The 18,669-nt window shown below is 45.5% G+C and carries 15 protein-coding genes and 1 pseudogene; 6 read left to right on the top strand and 10 right to left on the bottom strand.

Annotated features, from left to right (window positions below):
- Window positions 1-65 precede the first annotated feature (65 nt).
- Both radC and R7070_RS21010 read right to left on the bottom strand, forming a co-directional pair.
- A pseudogene (gene radC, locus R7070_RS21015) lies at window positions 66-593 on the bottom strand (RadC family protein); the annotation flags it as partial.
- Between the two features lie 114 nt (window positions 594-707).
- Window positions 708-2,381, bottom strand: coding sequence for a methyl-accepting chemotaxis protein (locus tag R7070_RS21010; RefSeq protein ID WP_256900487.1), 1,674 nt, complete (start codon window positions 2,379-2,381; stop codon window positions 708-710).
- Between the two features lie 193 nt (window positions 2,382-2,574).
- Here R7070_RS21010 and coaBC point away from each other — a divergent pair, with 193 nt between their 5' ends.
- The 3 genes from coaBC to R7070_RS20995 all read left to right on the top strand — a co-directional run bounded on the left by coaBC (window position 2,575) and on the right by R7070_RS20995 (window position 5,493).
- A complete protein-coding gene (gene coaBC, locus R7070_RS21005; RefSeq protein ID WP_005379387.1) occupies window positions 2,575-3,774 on the top strand; it encodes a bifunctional phosphopantothenoylcysteine decarboxylase/phosphopantothenate--cysteine ligase CoaBC in 1,200 nt (399 codons plus the stop codon).
- Between the two features lie 171 nt (window positions 3,775-3,945).
- Window positions 3,946-4,536: a nucleoid occlusion factor SlmA gene (gene slmA, locus R7070_RS21000; RefSeq protein ID WP_213891699.1), complete on the top strand. Its 591-nt coding sequence runs from the start codon at window positions 3,946-3,948 to the stop codon at window positions 4,534-4,536.
- Between the two features lie 6 nt (window positions 4,537-4,542).
- Window positions 4,543-5,493 carry a Kdo(2)-lipid IV(A) acyltransferase gene (locus tag R7070_RS20995; RefSeq protein ID WP_033905948.1) on the top strand — a complete coding sequence of 317 codons (951 nt, stop codon included), beginning with the start codon at window positions 4,543-4,545 and terminating at the stop codon, window positions 5,491-5,493.
- 84 nt (window positions 5,494-5,577) lie between these two features.
- Here the strand turns inward: R7070_RS20995 and pyrE are convergent, their stop codons facing one another.
- Together pyrE and rph are read right to left on the bottom strand one after the other, a co-directional pair.
- On the bottom strand, window positions 5,578-6,219 hold the full coding sequence (gene pyrE / locus R7070_RS20990) for an orotate phosphoribosyltransferase (RefSeq protein ID WP_033905947.1): 642 nt from the start codon (window positions 6,217-6,219) through the stop codon (window positions 5,578-5,580).
- 104 nt (window positions 6,220-6,323) lie between these two features.
- Window positions 6,324-7,040, bottom strand: a complete 717-nt coding sequence (gene rph, locus R7070_RS20985; protein ID WP_031780917.1) for a ribonuclease PH — start codon at window positions 7,038-7,040, stop codon at window positions 6,324-6,326.
- Between the two features lie 184 nt (window positions 7,041-7,224).
- Between rph and R7070_RS20980 the strand changes: the two genes are divergently transcribed.
- Complete coding sequence (locus R7070_RS20980; protein ID WP_005384776.1) at window positions 7,225-8,091, top strand: YicC/YloC family endoribonuclease; 867 nt, start codon at window positions 7,225-7,227, stop codon at window positions 8,089-8,091.
- Between the two features lie 55 nt (window positions 8,092-8,146).
- Here the strand turns inward: R7070_RS20980 and R7070_RS20975 are convergent, their stop codons facing one another.
- The 6 genes from R7070_RS20975 to R7070_RS20950 form a co-directional block, all read right to left on the bottom strand.
- Window positions 8,147-8,572 carry a phosphate-starvation-inducible protein PsiE gene (locus R7070_RS20975; RefSeq protein ID WP_025768316.1) on the bottom strand — a complete coding sequence of 142 codons (426 nt, stop codon included), beginning with the start codon at window positions 8,570-8,572 and terminating at the stop codon, window positions 8,147-8,149.
- A gap of 168 nt (window positions 8,573-8,740) precedes the next feature.
- Window positions 8,741-9,580, bottom strand: coding sequence for an ABC transporter ATP-binding protein (locus R7070_RS20970; protein WP_104975751.1), 840 nt, complete (start codon window positions 9,578-9,580; stop codon window positions 8,741-8,743).
- A gap of 35 nt (window positions 9,581-9,615) precedes the next feature.
- A complete protein-coding gene (locus tag R7070_RS20965) occupies window positions 9,616-10,473 on the bottom strand; it encodes an ABC transporter ATP-binding protein (RefSeq protein WP_005379371.1) in 858 nt (285 codons plus the stop codon).
- Between the two features lie 9 nt (window positions 10,474-10,482).
- Window positions 10,483-12,309 carry an extracellular solute-binding protein gene (locus tag R7070_RS20960; protein ID WP_213896268.1) on the bottom strand — a complete coding sequence of 609 codons (1,827 nt, stop codon included), beginning with the start codon at window positions 12,307-12,309 and terminating at the stop codon, window positions 10,483-10,485.
- Window positions 12,310-12,347: 38 nt separating this feature from the next.
- Window positions 12,348-13,391 carry an ABC transporter permease gene (locus R7070_RS20955; RefSeq protein WP_005379369.1) on the bottom strand — a complete coding sequence of 348 codons (1,044 nt, stop codon included), beginning with the start codon at window positions 13,389-13,391 and terminating at the stop codon, window positions 12,348-12,350.
- A 1-nt stretch (window position 13,392) separates the two neighbouring features.
- Window positions 13,393-14,418, bottom strand: a complete 1,026-nt coding sequence (locus tag R7070_RS20950; RefSeq protein ID WP_005379368.1) for an ABC transporter permease subunit — start codon at window positions 14,416-14,418, stop codon at window positions 13,393-13,395.
- 820 nt (window positions 14,419-15,238) lie between these two features.
- On the opposite strand from R7070_RS20950, the gene R7070_RS20945 reads away from it, so the two are divergent.
- Together R7070_RS20945 and R7070_RS20940 are read left to right on the top strand one after the other, a co-directional pair.
- A complete protein-coding gene (locus R7070_RS20945) occupies window positions 15,239-17,839 on the top strand; it encodes a TonB-dependent receptor plug domain-containing protein (protein ID WP_104975749.1) in 2,601 nt (866 codons plus the stop codon).
- 65 nt (window positions 17,840-17,904) lie between these two features.
- Window positions 17,905-18,669: a DUF3450 domain-containing protein gene (locus R7070_RS20940; RefSeq protein WP_005379365.1), complete on the top strand. Its 765-nt coding sequence runs from the start codon at window positions 17,905-17,907 to the stop codon at window positions 18,667-18,669.

Genomic DNA, 18,669 nt, shown 5'->3' with positions numbered 1-18,669 from the left:
GTGCATACGAACAGCATATACAGTATTCTCAACTTTAAAAGTTAATTATGAGAATTTAGTTTATCAGGTAATTTTTGCGCCAAAATCAAAGCCGCCGCGTTATGATGCAGAGCACGCTTAACAACTTCTCTCGGATACACCGACGCTGCATCCAACGTTCCTTCAAATAAAATTTCATCTTTTATCACTCGGTGCTGGTTATCGAGAAAAAGAATATAAAAAGCCTCTCTTTGCCGATCCCTTAAAATAGAAGACAGATATAACTTAGTTTGGTCGGGGCTGGTTAAGGCATCACCACGCTTTAGCGTCTCCGCCAAGTAACGTTGTGTCATTTCTAGTACCGCTTGCAACTGAACATACTTGGCTTGCCCTAATCCTTTGTGACGACAAAACTCTTCTTCTGATGCTGAAAATAGTTGTCTGAGCGAACCAAAGTCTTGAATAAGGAAGTCTGCAAGCTCAATCACGTTCATTCCGCGGGTGCCTGTGCGCAAGAAGATGGCCAGCAGTTCGGCATCGGTCAAAGCTTGCGGCCCTCGTTGCAGTAGCTTCTCTCTGGGCATGGACTCATTTGGCAAAGCTTTCAGTATCATCTGATGTCTCTTTATATGGAAAGTGTCCCTATTCCACAAAACAAAAAGCGAAAGTCGAGTATGACTTTCGCTTTCTTCGTACCATCAGTGCTTTCCATGCAACTTAACAGTTCATCAGAGTTTAAAGTTGCCAACCAAGCCGTGAATTTCCGTTCCAGACTTTGATAGCTGCGTGCTGATTGACTCGGCATGCTGCAACGTCTCATTAATGTTGTTCACGATCTGTTGAATAGCCACTAAGTTTTGGTTGATGTCTTCTGCAACCGCGCTTTGTTCTTCTGCGGCAGACGCGGTTTGAATACCCATATCTCGAATTGTTCCGATAGAATGATGAACACCAGAAAGAGATTGCTGAATGAGCGCAGATTCTTCCGCCGTTTTGACACCTCGTTTTTGGCTCACCGACATCGTACTGACCGCTCTTGATACACCATTTTGTAGCTGCTTGAGCATGTCGCCAATTTCATGAGTACTATTTTGCGTACGACTGGCTAACGAGCGCACTTCATCCGCAACGACGGCAAACCCTCGACCTTGCTCACCGGCTCTAGCCGCTTCAATCGCCGCATTTAGGGCCAACAAATTCGTTTGCTCGGCTATCTCGCCAATCACATCCAGCACTTTGGTTATTTTTTCGGTCTGTAAACTCAACTCAGAAATTGCATCTGACGTGCTGTCTATCTCCGTCACGAGTTCGGTAATGCCTTCTATTGCTTGCTCGACCTCATGCTGAGCGGCGGTGACTTGACTGTTGGCATCGTCAATTGCCTGCGCGGTCGCATTAGTATTGCTGGCTACTTCTTTGGCAGTCATGCTCATTTGCGTCACTGCCGTCACGACTTTGTCCGTCTCTAAACAGTGATCCTGCATTTGACCGCTCGCTTGGCTGGTCTGAGTGTTCAGGCTTTGAGAAACGGTCTGTACTGTCGTCGCAGAGCGATGAATGTCCTGCATCAGTGGGTGCAGCTTATCCATAAACTCATTAAACGCGGCCGCCACTTCACCGACTTCATCCTGACTTTCGACTTTTAAACGAGCCGTTAAGTCACCGCCGCCTGCGGCAACATCTTTTAATGAAGCCGCGACATGTTGTAATGGCTGAATGCCTTTAGACACCACGATACTGGTGAGAACACTGGTAATGATCAATCCAATAACGGAAATCAACACGGCAGATAACGTATGCTCTTTTAGCTCTTGAGTCTTTAACTCTCTGTGCATCGCAACTTGCTGGTCGATGTCATCAATATAAACGCCAGTACCTAAAACCCAGTCCCATTTCGATAGATATTCTGCATAGCCCAACTTAGGCGCTTGTGCGTCAATGGTCGGTTTGTGCCACGAGAAATAGAGGAACCCATCCCCTTTTTGAGAAGCGTCAATCAAGCCCGCAATAACTGCGACCCCATTTTCATCTTTTAAGTCGTAAAGGTTTTTACCCTCTAATGCAGGTTTGATGGCGTGCAACGTATTCACACCTTGAGAGTCGTAGGCAAAAAAGTAACCATCGCTTTCAAAGCGCATGGCTTTCAGAATTTCTTTTGCTGCCTCTTTATTACTTCCATTTACATCCGCGTCGTATAACGGTTTTATAGCCGTCACGCCCATCATCATGTAGGCTTGTAACTCTTTCTTTTTCGTTTCGATGAGCTCTTGCCTGTCTCTTGCTAGCTCCGCTTCCAAACTTTTACTGCTGTTGATGTAATACACCACTGAGATCAACGTAGTGATCAACAACAGCGGAATTAGGGTTATCAGCAGCAATTTGTTTCGACTTTTCAACACCATGGTTTCCACTACCTCTTTTTCTTTTCAGACTTGCAAACTCCGCGCAACTTGTCTGTGAGGTAGGCGAGAATTTTCCCTTCCTCGGTCAGATTAATACTCTGGAGTTTGATGTGAATTATCTTCTCGTTATATATGCTCGGGCGGTCAGACTTTGAATTGTGTTAAAATCCGGTCATCAAATTGGAGATCTCACATGCAAACACTAGCAGGAAAGAAAATTCTACTCGGCATCAGTGGCGGTATTGCCGCGTATAAATGTGCGGAGCTAACCCGTCGCCTCATAGAGAGAGGAGCGCAAGTTCAAGTTGTAATGACGAAAGCCGCAAAAGAGTTCATTACCCCTTTAACCATGCAAGCCGTTTCGGGCCGTCCTGTCTCGGACAGTTTACTAGACCCAGCAGCGGAAGCCTCTATGGGCCATATTGAATTGGCCAAATGGGCAGATTTAGTGCTATTAGCGCCCGCGACCGCGGACTTAATCGCGCGCATGTCCGCAGGCATGGGGAACGATTTACTTACTACGCTCGTGCTCGCGACGGATTCCCCTGTTGCTGTTTCTCCTGCGATGAATCAACAGATGTATCGCAATATCGCAACCCAAGAGAACATCGCTACGTTAGCGCGTCGTGGTATGCACATCTGGGGCCCTGCGGCAGGAGAGCAAGCCTGTGGTGATGTAGGACCAGGTCGAATGCTGGAACCAATGCAGCTAGTACATCTATGTGAACAGTTCTTTCAACCAAAATTGCTAGAAGGTAAGTCGATACTCATTACCGCCGGACCAACTCGCGAAGCGATTGATCCAGTGCGTTACATTACAAACCATAGCTCCGGGAAAATGGGCTATGCATTGGCGAGCGCCGCAGCGCAGATGGGAGCAAAAGTCACCCTCGTGAGCGGTCCTGTCAGTTTAAATACGCCCGTAGGTGTTGAGCGCATAAATGTTTCCAGTGCACAAGAGATGCACGAAGCCGTTATGACACATGCAAACCAGCATGATGCCTTTATTAGCTGCGCTGCCGTTGCCGACTACCGCCCACAAACGATCGCGTCTCAAAAGTTGAAAAAGACAGAAGACAACGAAGAAATGGTCATTAATATGGTTAAAAATCCTGATATTGTTGCATCTGTGGCAGCAATGACGGAGAAGCGTCCGTTTACCGTCGGTTTTGCGGCTGAAACCAATGATGTAGAGACCTATGCTCGAGGCAAGTTAACAAAGAAAAACCTCGATATGATCTGTGCAAACGACGTTTCGGTTGCAGGGCAAGGATTTAACAGCAACGACAACGCAATTACCCTTTACTGGCCTGAAGGTGAACTTGCGCTCGCTTTAGAATCAAAAGAAGCATTGAGCTTTAAAATTCTCGAAAAAATGCATCAATTGATGTAACTAACGTTTGAAAACCCTGCCAATTTTTTACAAAAGCTGGCATAAATTTGGTACAAAAATGACAACTAAGGGTGTTAAATCTCCCATTCCACCCTTAGTGGTCTAGTTTGAGGCGAAATAGCGTCTTATAATCCCCTCCGCTCAACTTTGTATTTTGAAAGGAAGTAACTAATGGCCGGCAGTAAAAAATCCAACCGTCGTGAAGAAATCTTACAAGCATTGGCAGAAATGCTTGAATCAACAGATGGCGCTTCACGCATTACTACGGCAAAACTGGCCAAGCAAGTCGGCGTTTCAGAAGCCGCGCTGTATCGTCATTTCCCAAGTAAAGCGCGCATGTTCGAAGGGTTGATTGAGTTCATTGAAGAAGCCTTGATGACACGTATCAACCGTATTCTAGACGACGAAAAAGATACACTAGAGCGTATTCGTATGGTGATGCACCTTATTTTGGCGTTCTCTGAACGTAACCCAGGTCTGACACGCATTTTGTCGGGTCATGCTCTAATGTTTGAAAATGAACGTCTACGTGAACGCATCAATCAACTCTTTGAGCGCATAGAAACACAATTGCGCCAAATCCTGCGTGAACGTAAGATTCGTGAAGGGAAGTCTTTCCCTGTCGAAGAGCGCACCCTAGCCGCGCAAATTCTGGGACAAGTTGAGGGGAGCCTAAACCGCTTTGTGCGTAGCGACTTTAAATACCAGCCGACTGCAAACTTTGACGAGTACTGGGCGCTTTTGAGTGCACAAATAAAGTAAAAGACTATGAGTAAAGACAAATACACGCAGCCCGAGTTTTCTCTTTCACTTCTTCACCCTCGTAACTGGGGCGTATGGCTTGGTTTTGGCCTGTTGGCCATCCTCGTCAATATTCTTCCTTATCGGCTGCTGCTTTCATTAGGTCGTTCACTCGGTAAACTTGGCATGCGCTACGGTAAAAAGCGTGTCCACGTTGCTCAGCGTAACTTAGAATTGGCCTTTCCAGACAAAACACCTGAAGAGATTCAACATATTGTTGAAGAGAACTTCAAAAATACCGGTATGGCACTGATAGAAACCGGAATCACTTGGTTCTGGCCGACTTGGCGCTTTAAAAACCTGATCGTCGAGAAAGATCTCGGCGCACTGCGTGAAAAAGCCAAAGAAGGTAAAGGCGTCCTACTTTGTTGTGTCCATGCTCTTAATCTAGAGATCACTGCGCGTGCTTTCGCCGTGTTAGGCGTGGCCGGGTACGGCGCGTTTCGTCCGCATAATAATCCTGCTTATAACTTTATCCAGTATTGGGGACGGACACATAACGGCAATAAACTGATTGATCGTAAAGATGTAAAAAAGATGATTCGTGTTTTACGCAGCGGTGAGCGTCTGTTCTATTTACCGGATCACGATTACGGTCGCAAAAAATCAGTATTTGTACCCTTCTTTGCCGTAGACGATGCGTGTACGACAACAGGCACGAGCATTCTGGCGTATACCTCAAAATGTGCGATCATCCCAGGCTCAGGGTTTCGCAATGACGAAGGAAAATACGACATCATCGCCGATAAGTGCATTGAAGCCGATTATCCACAAAAAGACGAAGTCGCCGCTGCCGCTTATATGAACAAGTATGTGGAAGAAGTCATTCTACGCGCTCCAGAGCAATGGATGTGGCTCCATAAACGCTATAAAACCATGCAAGATGAGCATGTCGAGAAAGGCATTCGCTATAAGTAAGTGGTCACGGCGATAAATCCAAAAACAAAAAAGGGCAGATGAATATCCATCTGCCCTTTTTACTTTTTCAGAAAAAGTAACCAATTAAATGCCGTATTCTGCGCGGTATGCTTTGACTGCTTCTAGATGCTCTTTGTCTGTGCCTTTCTCTTCAAGGAAAGTCACAAGGTCAGTCAGGCTAACGATTGAGATGATTGCACAACCAAAGTCACGCTCCACTTCTTGGATCGCAGACAACTCACCTTTGCCTTTTTCTTGGCGGTCAATCGCAACCAACACACCAGCAAGGTCTGCGCCATTTGCTTGAATGATTTCCATCGATTCACGAATCGCAGTACCTGCTGTGATTACGTCATCTACTAGCATGATACGGCCTTTAAGCGCAGAGCCTACAAGGTTACCGCCTTCGCCGTGATCTTTCGCTTCTTTACGGTTGAAGCAGTAAGGCGTGTCGACGTCATGATGATCCGCCAGCGCGACTGCTGTTGTCGTCGCGATTGGGATACCTTTGTACGCCGGGCCAAACAGCACATCAAACTCAATGCCTGAATCAGCGAGTGCGGCTGCGTAAAAACGACCAAGACGCGCTAGGTCACGACCAGTATTGAAAAGACCAGCGTTAAAGAAGTACGGGCTTTTACGGCCAGATTTCAAAGTAAACTCACCAAACTTAAGAACTTCTTTCTCAAGTGCAAACTCAATAAATTCACGCTGGTATGCTTTCATTATTTTCTCTCTATGTCCTTGGTTTCTTGTGTCTCTTCTCGACAATCATTCATTTCTCTATTGTCGAGATAAAAAAATAGCCCCCATAATGGGAGCTATCTAAATCAATTGGCTAACGCCGCCTTCTGCGCTGCGACAATTTCCGTAATGCCGACTTTCGCCGACTCGAGCAATGCCATCAGCTGTTCGTGACTGAACGGTTCACCTTCTGCGGTGCCCTGAATTTCAATCATCTTGCCTTCTTCGGTCATTACGACGTTCATGTCTGTGTCTGCCGCTGAATCTTCAACGTATTCAAGATCACACAATACTTCATCGCCTAGCAAGCCGACAGAAACTGCCGCTACGTGGCCTTTCATTGGATTCGCTTTTAGCTTGCCGCTATCTACTAGGTGTTGGAATGCATCGGCCATTGCAACACTTGCGCCGCTGATGGATGCAGTACGCGTACCACCGTCAGCTTGGATAACGTCACAGTCAACGGTGATCATGAACTCACCCATGGCTTTTAGATCGACAACTGCACGTAGGCTTCGCGCGATAAGACGCTGAATTTCCATCGTACGGCCGCCTTGCTTTCCACTTGCCGCTTCACGACGAGTACGAGAATGTGTTGCTCGAGGTAGCATGCCGTATTCAGCTGTAACCCAGCCTTTACCTTGACCTTTTAGCCAACGTGGCACAGATTCTTCGACGGTCGCATTACACAACACTTTGGTGTTACCGAACTCAACTAACACTGACCCTTCAGCGTAAGCTGTGTAGTTACGAGTAATTTTGATAGGGCGAACTTGATCCGCCTTGCGATCGTTTGGACGCATGGGCATCTACCTTAAATATGAGGAGAAGACGATTTGGTTGGGCGAAGATTATAACGGAATCGATTCCGGATTCATAGGTTACGCATCTGGCACAACATAAACAATCCATACATGCCGCGCACCTATCGACGCAGCGTGATACACTCTTGAAGTAATTTTCAAAAAATGAAGACAGGAAAATTCGATGATTTACAGTATGACAGCGTATGCACGCAAAGAAGTAAAAGGCGATTGGGGTTCTGCGGTATGGGAAATCCGCAGCGTGAACCAGCGTTATTTAGAAACATACTTCCGCATGCCAGAACAATTTCGCGGATTAGAGCCCGTTTTACGTGAGCGCTTTCGTAAGCGCTTAGCGCGAGGCAAAGTAGAATGTAATCTGCGTTTTGAAGCAAACCCTGCCGCAAAAGGTGAGCTTAGCATCAATGAAGCGCTTGCTAGCCAGGTAATTAAAGCCGCTGAACAAGTCATGCACATGACTGGTGAACTGAGCCGAATCAATCCATTTCAAGTCATGCAATGGCCGGGGGTAATGGAAACGCCAGAGCAAGACATGGATGCGGTAAATAAAGTGCTACTAGAAGCGTTTGATGGCGCAATGGATGAATTTATTGAAGCGCGCGCTCGTGAAGGCGAGAACATGAAGGCGCTGATTGAGCAACGCCTAGAAGCGATCACATCAGAAGTTGTGAAAGTGCGCGCACGCATGCCAGAAATACTAGAGTGGCAACGTGAGCGTCTGTTCTCTAAATTTGAAGATGCGAAAGTAGAGCTAGACCCATCTCGCGTTGAGCAAGAGCTAATCCTTCTGGCACAGAAATCAGACGTAGCAGAAGAGCTAGACCGTCTTGATTCTCACGTAAAAGAAACCACAAACATTCTGAAAAAAGGTGGCGCAGTCGGTCGTCGTCTGGACTTCATGATGCAAGAGTTCAACCGTGAATCGAACACGCTAGCGTCAAAATCCATCAGCACCGACATCACCGCATCGGGCGTTGAACTGAAAGTTCTAATTGAACAGATGCGTGAGCAGATCCAAAACATTGAATGATCTAAAAGTCATCGAGTATTGAAACAAAAAAGCCCCGCTAATACGGGGCTTTCTTTTATTCGTCTTTTTCCAAGGTACTGTTATCAACGTAGGGCCAATAATGATGTCCAATTCTGATCAGCAAAGTAGCCGCAGCCAAAATAAACGCAGCCAGAGATAACCACACAACCAAAACTGCATCCAGCTCTTTCATTCCGAGAGTGATATAGCGGGCGATCGCCATCATCGCGATGTAGATAGGATAGCGTACCGGAATTTTACCGTTCATCACGAACTGCTGCACCATGGCGAGCACTTCCAGATAGATAAACATCAAAAGAATATCTGTGAGTAAGACACGCTTCTCTACAAATACGTGCACAAACTCTTGCATCATGGCGTACAACGTCGCCAAGGTAATAGAGACTAATAACACCGCCTCCAAAATATGGAAGATTTTCAGGAAAGGTCGACTAAAGGATTTCGGTAAATTCGACGGCATGGTCCATTATCCAAACAAAGAAAATAGGCCTTGAGTTTAGCATGCAACGATCTTCAATCAATCAGAATAAACATCAGTGCGAATCGACTCCAAGTCCTGGCATTTGCTTATAAAAACGCTCCGCTTATTTGTCGGAGCGCTTTTGTGTTATAGGACCTGTGGCATCACTTACGCCACTTGCTGCTTTTTTTCAGCTACGCGCTTTTTCTTCCGATATTTAGGGTGAGTGATCGGAATCGCAGATAGGAGTTTTTTGGTGTATTCGTTTTGCGGGTTTGCATAAATTTCTTTAGCGCTGCCTGCTTCTACCACTTTACCAAAATACATCACGGCAACTTTGTCAGAGACATGTTTCACCACAGAGAGATCGTGAGAGATAAATATGATCGCCAAGTTCATTTCTTGTTGCAGTTGTAGCAATAGGTTCAAGATTTGCGCCTGTACCGATACATCTAACGCAGATACCGATTCATCACAAATCAGCAGTTTAGGCTTCAATGCAATCGCGCGAGCGATACCGATACGCTGCCGTTGTCCGCCTGAAAATTCATGTGGATAACGGTTTACTGCCGTTTCTGGTAATCCCACTTTGATTAAAAGCTCTTTTACCCACTGTTTACGCTCTGTTGGCGTGCCAATTTTATGAATAACAAACGGTTCTTCCAGAATCATACCGATGGTATGACGCTGATTGAGTGACTCCATTGGGTCTTGAAAGACGATTTGCATGTCTTTACGCAGCGAGCGCATCTCTTTAACAGACAGTTTAGTGATGTCTTTACCTTCAAAGAAAATCTTACCTTCTGTTGGCTCGTATAACTTTAAGATCGTGCGACCAAGGGTGCTTTTACCACAACCTGACTCACCAACTAGCCCCAGTGTTTCACCTTCAGAAACAGACAGTGAAACCCCGTCTACCGCTTTGATGGTGTAGCCTTTCTTGAACAGCCCTTTACCAGAAACAAAGTGCTGCTTAAGATTTTCAACTCTTAATACTTCTTTTGCCATAACATCCTCTTTTATGACTGGTTCACTTTGCCCAGTTAACTGGCAAACATACTGGCATCAATAGGCTTGATATCGATCATCTGCTTCGGCTCATTATCTAAGCTCGGCATCAATCCCATTAAACGCTCTGTGTAGGGGTGCTGCGGGTTATCAAACAACTCAAAAATTTCTGCTTTTTCGACAATACGCCCACCATACATCACGGCAACATCATCACACACTTCTGCCACAACTCCGAGGTCGTGAGTGATGAAGATCATTGCCATGCCTGTTTCTTCCTGAAGCTCATTCATCAGTTCAAGGATAGACGCCTGAACCGTAACATCCAACGCTGTAGTCGGTTCATCACAAATCAGAATATCCGGCTTACAGGCCAATGCCATCGCGATCATGACACGCTGGCGCATACCACCAGATAGGTTATGGGGATACTCATTCAATCGCTTCTCTGGCATTGGAATTTTTACTTTTGCCAGCATCTCAATCGAGTACGCCTCCCGCTCCTTTTTGTCGAGCTCAGGTCGATGGAGCTCAAGCACTTCACATATTTGACGACCAATGGTGTGCACTGGGTTGAGCGCCGTCATCGGGTCTTGGAAGATGATCGAAATACGATCGCCACGCATGGCGTACATCTCTTCCGCAGGCAAATCAACTAGGTTGGTGCCGCGATAATTCACTTCACCTTTAATGATGTTGCCATATGGCTTAGGTAATAGCCCCATGATCGACATTGAAGTTACGCTCTTGCCACTACCTGACTCTCCCACCAGGCCGAGTGTACGTCCAGCTCTCACATCAAAGTTCACACCATGCAGAACCTTCACTGGCCCATCATCGGTGGTAAATTCAACTTCGAGATCTTTAACACTTAGGATTACATCGTTTTCCATAACCAATCCTTACAGCTTATAAGTGTCATCTACGACAACAACAGGTTCAAAAGCTTTGCCTGATTTCATCGCTTGTTTCGTTTCTTTTTTGATATCACTATCAATCCAGTAAGTGCCATCGCCTATGATTGCACCACTGAACAGCGCCTCTGTCATGCGATTCATTGGCTTATCTGGAAACTTTAACCAGCGCCAGTGACCATAGCGGACATAAGGAACCATGTAGCCTGGGACGATAACGTGAGCATCAATGATGTCACGCTGAATCTCATGACCTAGCTGGATCTTTTTATCCATATCCATGCCAAAACGATACTCGATGATCTTTTCATCCAGTTCAGGCGTGCTGTAGTTTGTGAAAGAGTTAGTTTGCGGCTTGTTCGCATTGACTGAATGGAAATACTCCCAATACGTTGGGATCTCAGACGTACCCATATCTAAGAAAGCCAAATCGTGCTTTTTCTCACGTACGTATTTGAACATGGATGAGCCATCAACTAACTTGAGCTCAATATCCAGCCCTGCTAGCTTGGCTTGCTCACGCAAAAAGGCAATACGAGGAGTATGAACAGGTGTTCCGTAGGTCAGCTCGAAGCTTAAGCGCTCACCTTTATCATTGACACGAATACCATCAGAACCAATTTTGTTAAAGCCTGCGGCTTCGAATGCCTCGGCCGCTTTTGCGGGATCAAACTTCGGTGCCTTAGCATCTGGTAGGGTGTATTTACCATGACCATAACCGGTCGGGTTCGGTTTACGGGAGTAGTCGCCACGCATGACATTCTCTATCATGCCATCAAAGTCAATCGCGTAAGTAATGCCCTTGCGAATGTTTAAATCATCCAGCAAAGGCATCGCGGTGTTCATCCATACACCACCAGCCCCAACTGGGAATTGGTTGTAACCCCAGAACTTTTGAATGTATCCCTTTTGGTAAGGTTCCGTATTCGATTTATCATGCCATAAGCTTGGTAAAACAAGACCAAATGCGTCCAGCTTCCCTTTCTCAAAGTGCTTCATCGCGATATCACTGTCGCGAATCACTGTGATGCGGATTTTGTCGACATTATAGCGATGTTGATAATACTTATTGCTGTAACCCCACCAGTCTTCACCGACATGCTTGAAGGTAACACTTTTACCTTTTTTAATGTCATCTAGGTAGTATGCACTGGTCGTTGGTTCACTTTTAAAATTGTAGTAGCGGACAAAGTTGTCATGTATACCGTCACCATTTTCATCTTTTGAAGGGTTAGCATAAAAATGTGCGGGACGTGGGCGCAGAGCCCCCATTCGTAACAGCAATTCTTCCGGATTGAACTCTTTCGCCGCCTTAACAGCAAACGTGTGAGTGTCGTACTTGATAACATCCGCAATCGTTTTGTTGTAGTAATCGTTGTACCAAGGTTCCAAGATGTCTTTGGAACGATAAAACTTCAGCATGAACACGAAATCGTCGGCAGTCACAGGTTTGCCGTCCGACCATTTGGCTTCAGGGTTGAGTTTAAAATAGACCGTTTTGTTGTCACCTGCTAACGCCCACTCGTTAGCAAGCTCAGGTATGAACTCTAAAGTTTCTGGGTGGCGGACCACCAAGCCTGGTGTTTCATCTAAGATAAAAGAACGTAGCCCTGCATTAGCATCTGGGCCAACACTACGTAACGTCTGCGGGAAACTTGACATAAAGGTGCGATAAGTCCCTCCACGTTTCGCTTCTGGCGAACCATATTGAGGCTCATCCCAGTTTGTTTGCCAGTTTAAGTCAGTCGGAAGCGTTGCTGACATTGCACCAAAACTCAGGGCGCTCAGCGTGGACGCTAAAAATAATTTCTTCATAAAACTTCCCTTTTTTATGTTTTGCTCACAATGCTCGCTTAAACATAGCGTGTGAATTTTTTCGGGTCGAAAGCCGCTCGAATGGCTTCACCAATAAAGGTCACCATTACCAGAACCAGAACAATAGAAGTCACTACTGACGCAACAATCCATGGCGAATCTAAGTTTGACTTACCTTGTTGCAGTAATTCCCCCCAACTTGGTGTTGGTGGCATCAAGCCTAAGCCTAGGTAATCGAGAGCAGTCAATGCTGTGATGTTAGCTGCAATAGTGAAAGGTGCTAGGGTTACAATCATCACCATCGTATTTGGCAAGATGTGATTAAACAAGATACGTCCAGTCGATGCCCCTAAAGCACGTGCCGCCATTACGTATTCTCGTGCCGCTTCTTTATAGGTCATGGTCCGCATGTACCATGTCATCCCCATCCAAGTGAAAAGCACGTTAATAGCGACAAAGAGAGCAAACGTCGGTTGAACGATTGAGACAAGAATCATAATGACGTACAAAAACGGGACCATTGACCAGATTTCGATAAGTCGCTGTACAAACAAGTCAAATTTACCGCCCCAAAAACCCATAGCACAACCGACTGCAGTACCGATCGCGTAGGAAATGGCCATCGTAAGCAACGCAAATCCCATCGCCGTTCTGAATCCGTAGACAAGTCGCGCCAAAATATCACGACCTATCACATCTGTACCTAAATAATGCTTATTTTCGGCGCTAGGTGCTGTTGGCGGGAAATCACCACTAAAATCTTGTTCATATGGGTTCCATGGCACAAGCGGCAAAATAACAAAGTTGTCGCCCCCTTCGGCCTCAAACGCTTTTTGCAGTACGCGATAATCCGCTTCGCTGGATGACTCTTGGCCGAATTCGCTACCTAAACGTACGTCACTGACAACAGGAAAATAGTAGCTACCATCGTACTTGACGACTAGCGCTTTACTGTTAATCAAAAGTTCGGCGAATAGAGAAAGGATCAACATGATAGAAAGAGCAACAAACGACCAATAGCCTCGTTTGATCTCTTTAAAGTGACGAATTTTCTTTTGAGTTAATGGACTAACTTTAATCATGTTACGCTCCAAACTTCACACGTGGGTCGACTAAAGCAACACAAATATCTGAAATAATGTTACCAATGAGCAGCAACAGCGCATTAATGGCGACAATACCCATAACAACAGGGTAATCACGCTCCATGATTGATTCGTAACCCAATAAGCCAATGCCATCAATATTGAAGATAACTTCAATCAGGAAGGCACCGGTCATGAAGAACAACAAAGAGTTACCAAAGTGACTTGCGATTGGAATTAAGCTGTTACGCAACGCGTGCTTACGAACTGCTTTTTTGAAAGGTAATCCTTTCGCAATTGCGGTGCGGATGTAATCTGAGGAAAGGTTTTCCATCAGGTTATTTTTCATTGTCATCGTCAGCGTGGCAAAATCACCAATGAGGTAACAGATCAAAGGCAACACCGCATGCCACATAATGTCTTTAGTGCGTTCAAAGAAGGTTTCGTAATCGTCGAAGTCATCGCCGACAAAGCCTCCCATCGGAAACCATTCCAAGTGATAACTAAATAACGTGATCAGCAATACACCCACCACATAACCTGGTAGCGCGTAGCCTACGAAAATGAGTACTGAAGAAGCGGAATCAAACACAGAACCGTGCTTGAGCGCCTTATAGTAACCAAGAGGAATCGAGATAAAATAACTAATAAAGAAGGTCATGCCGCCATAAAACAACGACACTGGCAAACGCTCTGCGATCATGTCCGAGACAGGCTCGTAGTAACGCGTCGACTCGCCAAGATCTAGCATTACCAAACGACTTAACCACTCGACGTACGCTTCCGTTACAGGTTTATCCAGGCCATAAAACGCATTCAGCTCCGCGATTTGATCGTCAGAAAGGGCCGTATTACCACCCGCAGACGTCATTGATGCGGCGCCGTCCCCCTGGGACTGCATTTGTGACAACATGCGTTCAACAGGTCCGCCAGGCACGAAACGAGTGATAGCAAAGATGAGAATAGTTATCCCGAGAAACGTTGGGATAACCAACGCCAAACGGCGTAAAAAGTACGACAGCATATACAACTTGCTCCTTGTCTACTGTCCAGTTCAAACGGAGTGAAAGAGGATATTTTCCGCCCAAAATGGTGCATATTTATCTCGTAGTAACTAAAACTGTTGAAGCACACTCCCTGCGCCTCAAGAGCTAGACTTTTCTACTACGGCAATAATTTCAGCGTCATATTTATCTTGAATCCACATCAGCTTCAAGTGTTTGAAACCAAAACATGACAAACTTCCTTCGATGTCGAAAAACAGAAATGTTTTTGTAAAAAATTATAAAAAACCACAAAAATAATTCATACAGAATATCAATCTAGGCTGTTTAGAGCCAAAACCCTACATAAAAATGCACCCTACACACATAAATAGACACACAATCCAAGGTTATATTTGACCTAAAAATACGAGTGAGCCCTTTAACCGCAATGGGTATCATATTTTGATACCACCTAATAAGTTCGAGCTAACAAAGTATGGATTCGATATAAAACTCATCTCAGAACAATTCACTGGAAAAATATCTTTTTCCAGATTCAATTACCCACTAAAAAACCATAGGCAAGATAAGTCATTAAAGTTTATAAGAAACACAAAATACGGTGTTTTATTGAAATTTAATATCGATTCATAAACTTTATTCGGTTTTTTATTCCGCCTTTTTAACAAAGCCCAGTCGTTCACATCTTTTTTACATTTAAGCATCCCCGTTTACCACTGGTTTGACTTCCTTTTTTCATCTCGGTTATACATTGGCCGAACGTTAACGAAATATTAACGTCACATTTGGCCGCTATGCGGCCAGACATAGGAAATAATAATAATCGGAGCAACAAGGATGTATAAAAACACAACCGCTTTATCTGTTGCGATAAGCCTTGCTTTGGGGACAGCAGCAGTTGCAGCCCCAGCAACAGCACTGGCAGAAGAGCAGCAAGTTGAAAAACTTCAAAAGATGAAAGTTACTGGTTCGCGTATCTCCACGACGGATATGGAAGGTCCTTCACCAGTTACTGTTATTAATAGTAAAGACATTGAGTCTAAAGGCTTTAACAGCGCGCAAGACGTATTGAACAGTTTGACCCAAAACACAGGTGGTGTAATGGCTCAAACAGACTCTTTCTCGTTTACACCAGCAGCGCAGTCAGTCAACTTACGTGGCCTTGGCGCGTCACGCACATTGATTCTTATTGATGGCCGTCGTCTTCCTCAATACCCGCTAGCACAAGATGGTACATCTAACTTCCAAGATATCGGCCAAATCCCTGTCGCCGCTATTGAGCGTGTTGAAGTAATGACCGACTCAGGTTCTGCTATCTACGGCTCCGACGCAATCGGTGGTGTCGTAAACTTCATTTTAAAGAAAGACTTTGATGGCGTTTCTGTAAAAGTACGCGCGGGTGACGCGACGGATGGTGGTTACCAAAATGGTCGTTTAGACGTTGTAGCTGGCAAAAACTTTGACGACAAACGTATTCTCTTCGTTGGCCAATTTGCGGGCAACGAAATGCTAAAGCAATCTGACCGAGATGATTGGGCTGGCGATGACGGTTCTAGCCGTTCTCAGCTAAGTGGCTACTCTAGCTACGGTGCAAACTTTGAAGGCGCCAACGGAACACTTCTAACACCAGCTGATGCTGGTTCTTCCTGTAAAGAAGTCGTTGGTGATGCCGCGATTGAACGAGCGGATGGAAAGTGTGGTGTTAACCGCTCTGCATACCGAACATTAAAACCAGAAAACAAACAAGTAGACCTACTTTTACGTGGTGAAATGGACATTAACGACAATGTCACTGCCATGGCAGAAGCCCGTTTTGGCTACAAGTCTACAGAATCTGAATTCGAACCTAACCCTTACAGCGTTGAAGTTGATGCCACTCACTTCCGCGGCGAAGGCGAATACACTCGCCGTATGGTCGAATTTGGACCACGCGAAAGTAACACTGAAGCCGATTCTTTTGGCTTAACCTTAGGCTTGAACGGCCTGCTTGCTGATACGTATGATTGGGACCTATCCGCTGGTTACTCTGAGCAAAGCGTTGAAACAAGCAACCCAGCAATCTTCCTAACTCTCGACCAAGCTGTACAAAATGGTGATGTCGATCTTCTAGGGCCTATCTCTCAAGACGTTGTAGACAAATACAGCGGCACTTCAAGCAAAGAAGCTTACTCAAAGCTTTACTCTGTTAACGGCTCACTGGCTGGTGATTTGGTTGAACTTCCTGCAGGTATGTCTGGCTTTGCTGTTTATGGTGAATGGAACCGTACTGACTACAATGAGACGATTGATGCTACAACAGCAGCTGGTGGTTTCTCTGGCCTAGGTGGAACATCAGGCGGCGGTGACCGTGATCAGATTGGTCTTGGTGTTGAAGCTCTTATTCCTATCATTGAAGATTTAGAAATGACTGTCGCTGGTCGTTACGACCACTACTTCGACGACTCGGCAACTGGTGGCGCATTCACTCCTAAAGTAGCCCTAGCATACCGTCCTACTGACACCCTATTGCTACGTGGTAGCTACGGTCTAGGCTTCCGAGCCCCAGACTTGAAGCGACTATTTGGTGATCAAACTCGAGGCTTTGGTTCTGGCTTTGACCCAGAGCTTTGTACCAATGCTGGTGGTAGCGGCCCACAAGATAAAGATAAGTACCCAGAGTGTGATACTCAGTACTTCGATACGCTTAATGGCCCTAACTCAGAGCTGAAAGAAGAAACAAGTACAAACATTAACTTGGGCCTAGCGTGGGAGCCTGTGGATGATCTTGGTGTAACTGTTGACTGGTACCACATCAAGATGGAAGACGTCGTAACAGCACCAACTTACCAAGACGTAATTAACGATCCAGGTAAATACCCAGGTACTGAAGTCGTTCGTAACCCAGATGGCACCATCAAGTCGGTATCCTATGGTCCAGTGAACCAGTCGTATGAAGAGCGTTCTGGTATTGACCTAGCGATCAAATACGCATACGACACTAATGAGTTCGGCTCATTTAACACGCGTGTTGCTGTAACGAAGATCTTGATTGCTGAATATCAAGAAAACGACAGCGAACCTGTAACGGATGAAAGAGATTTCATGCCTGAATACACCGCAACGTTAAATCTTGGCTGGGCATATGAAGATGTCGCTATCAACCTATTTGGTAAATACCGCGACCGTATGTGTTCAAGCTACGCAAACCGTTACTACTTTGATGACTGTGATTCTGCTAAAAAAGCGGGTTACAAAGCAGAAATCGCTAGTATGACAACGTGGAACCTAACGGCTTCTTACCAATTCAACGAGAGTGGTCGTGTAACTCTTGGTGCTATCAACATGTTTGACAAAGTACCGCCTGCAGATCCTCTAAGCGATACCTCTCCATTCTATGCAACTGGGTATGACGATCCAATCGGACGTCAGCTATACGTCGAGGCATCATACGACTTCTAAAAAATATTTGGCGCGGGTTTTCCGCGCCCTTTTCGACTGACTAAAACACTGACAAGGATGCAACCATGAAATTCAAGGAATTTGGTCTCAGTGCCATAGCTGCAGCATTGCTTACTATCAGTAGTAGCTCTATAGCGGCCAACTCTGGTGCTGTCGTTTCCACACAAGCAAAAGCAAATCAATCTTCAGAAGCTTCACAACAAAAAATCGACAATTATGCCGAAAGTACTGAAGGCATGTTGGCAGAATACAAAGGCTTACTACGTCAAATCGACAGCATGAAAGTCTACAACGAGCAAATTAACCGTATGGTTCAATCACAGCAAGGTGAATTGGACTCATTAAATAACCAAATTGCTCAGATCGATCAAACGGCAACAGAAGTAGTGCCACTAACACTTAAAATGATCGATGCACTCGATGAGTTTGTGACTCTCGATCTGCCTTTCCAGAAAAAAGAACGTAATAAACGTGTCCAAGAACTGCGTCGTCTCATGGATCGCGCCGACGTAACGACTTCTGAGAAATTCCGTAAAGTGATGGAAGCCTACCAAATTGAAGAAGGCTTCTCTCGCTCAATTGAATCTTACAAAGCTAGCCTAGATAGAAATGGGGAAACCGTGACTTACGACTTCCTACGTATTGGTCGCACGGCGCTTTTATTCCAATCTCCAGACGGTGGTGAGACAGGTATGTGGAACCAACAAACACGTCAATGGGAAACATTACCGGAAAGCTACCGCATAGCGGTACAGCAAGGCCTTCGTATCGCGAAGAAGCAAGCGCCACCAGCGCTAATCAAATTGCCTGTATATGCTGGGGAGGAATAA

It is taken from the genome of Vibrio sp. 1557 (assembly GCF_033340175.1).
GTDB lineage: Bacteria > Pseudomonadota > Gammaproteobacteria > Enterobacterales > Vibrionaceae > Vibrio > Vibrio alginolyticus.
The sequence above is the reverse complement of the archived record's forward strand: the minus strand, read 5'-3'. Positions and strand labels throughout refer to the sequence as shown.

What these genes read in the sequence shown, in the direction of transcription:
- R7070_RS20950 (WP_005379368.1), bottom strand. Translation starts at nt 14,418, where the DNA reads ATGCTGTCGTACTTTTTACGCCGTTTGGCGTTGGTTATCCCAACGTTT.
- R7070_RS20970 (WP_104975751.1), bottom strand. Translation starts at nt 9,580, where the DNA reads ATGGCAAAAGAAGTATTAAGAGTTGAAAATCTTAAGCAGCACTTTGTT.
- R7070_RS20980 (WP_005384776.1), top strand. Translation starts at nt 7,225, where the DNA reads ATGATTTACAGTATGACAGCGTATGCACGCAAAGAAGTAAAAGGCGAT.
- R7070_RS20965 (WP_005379371.1), bottom strand. Translation starts at nt 10,473, where the DNA reads ATGGAAAACGATGTAATCCTAAGTGTTAAAGATCTCGAAGTTGAATTT.
- pyrE (WP_033905947.1), bottom strand. Translation starts at nt 6,219, where the DNA reads ATGAAAGCATACCAGCGTGAATTTATTGAGTTTGCACTTGAGAAAGAA.
- R7070_RS21010 (WP_256900487.1), bottom strand. Translation starts at nt 2,381, where the DNA reads ATGGTGTTGAAAAGTCGAAACAAATTGCTGCTGATAACCCTAATTCCG.
- R7070_RS20940 (WP_005379365.1), top strand. Translation starts at nt 17,905, where the DNA reads ATGAAATTCAAGGAATTTGGTCTCAGTGCCATAGCTGCAGCATTGCTT.
- slmA (WP_213891699.1), top strand. Translation starts at nt 3,946, where the DNA reads ATGGCCGGCAGTAAAAAATCCAACCGTCGTGAAGAAATCTTACAAGCA.
- R7070_RS20995 (WP_033905948.1), top strand. Translation starts at nt 4,543, where the DNA reads ATGAGTAAAGACAAATACACGCAGCCCGAGTTTTCTCTTTCACTTCTT.
- R7070_RS20975 (WP_025768316.1), bottom strand. Translation starts at nt 8,572, where the DNA reads ATGCCGTCGAATTTACCGAAATCCTTTAGTCGACCTTTCCTGAAAATC.
- rph (WP_031780917.1), bottom strand. Translation starts at nt 7,040, where the DNA reads ATGCGTCCAAACGATCGCAAGGCGGATCAAGTTCGCCCTATCAAAATT.
- coaBC (WP_005379387.1), top strand. Translation starts at nt 2,575, where the DNA reads ATGCAAACACTAGCAGGAAAGAAAATTCTACTCGGCATCAGTGGCGGT.
- R7070_RS20960 (WP_213896268.1), bottom strand. Translation starts at nt 12,309, where the DNA reads ATGAAGAAATTATTTTTAGCGTCCACGCTGAGCGCCCTGAGTTTTGGT.
- R7070_RS20955 (WP_005379369.1), bottom strand. Translation starts at nt 13,391, where the DNA reads ATGATTAAAGTTAGTCCATTAACTCAAAAGAAAATTCGTCACTTTAAA.
- R7070_RS20945 (WP_104975749.1), top strand. Translation starts at nt 15,239, where the DNA reads ATGTATAAAAACACAACCGCTTTATCTGTTGCGATAAGCCTTGCTTTG.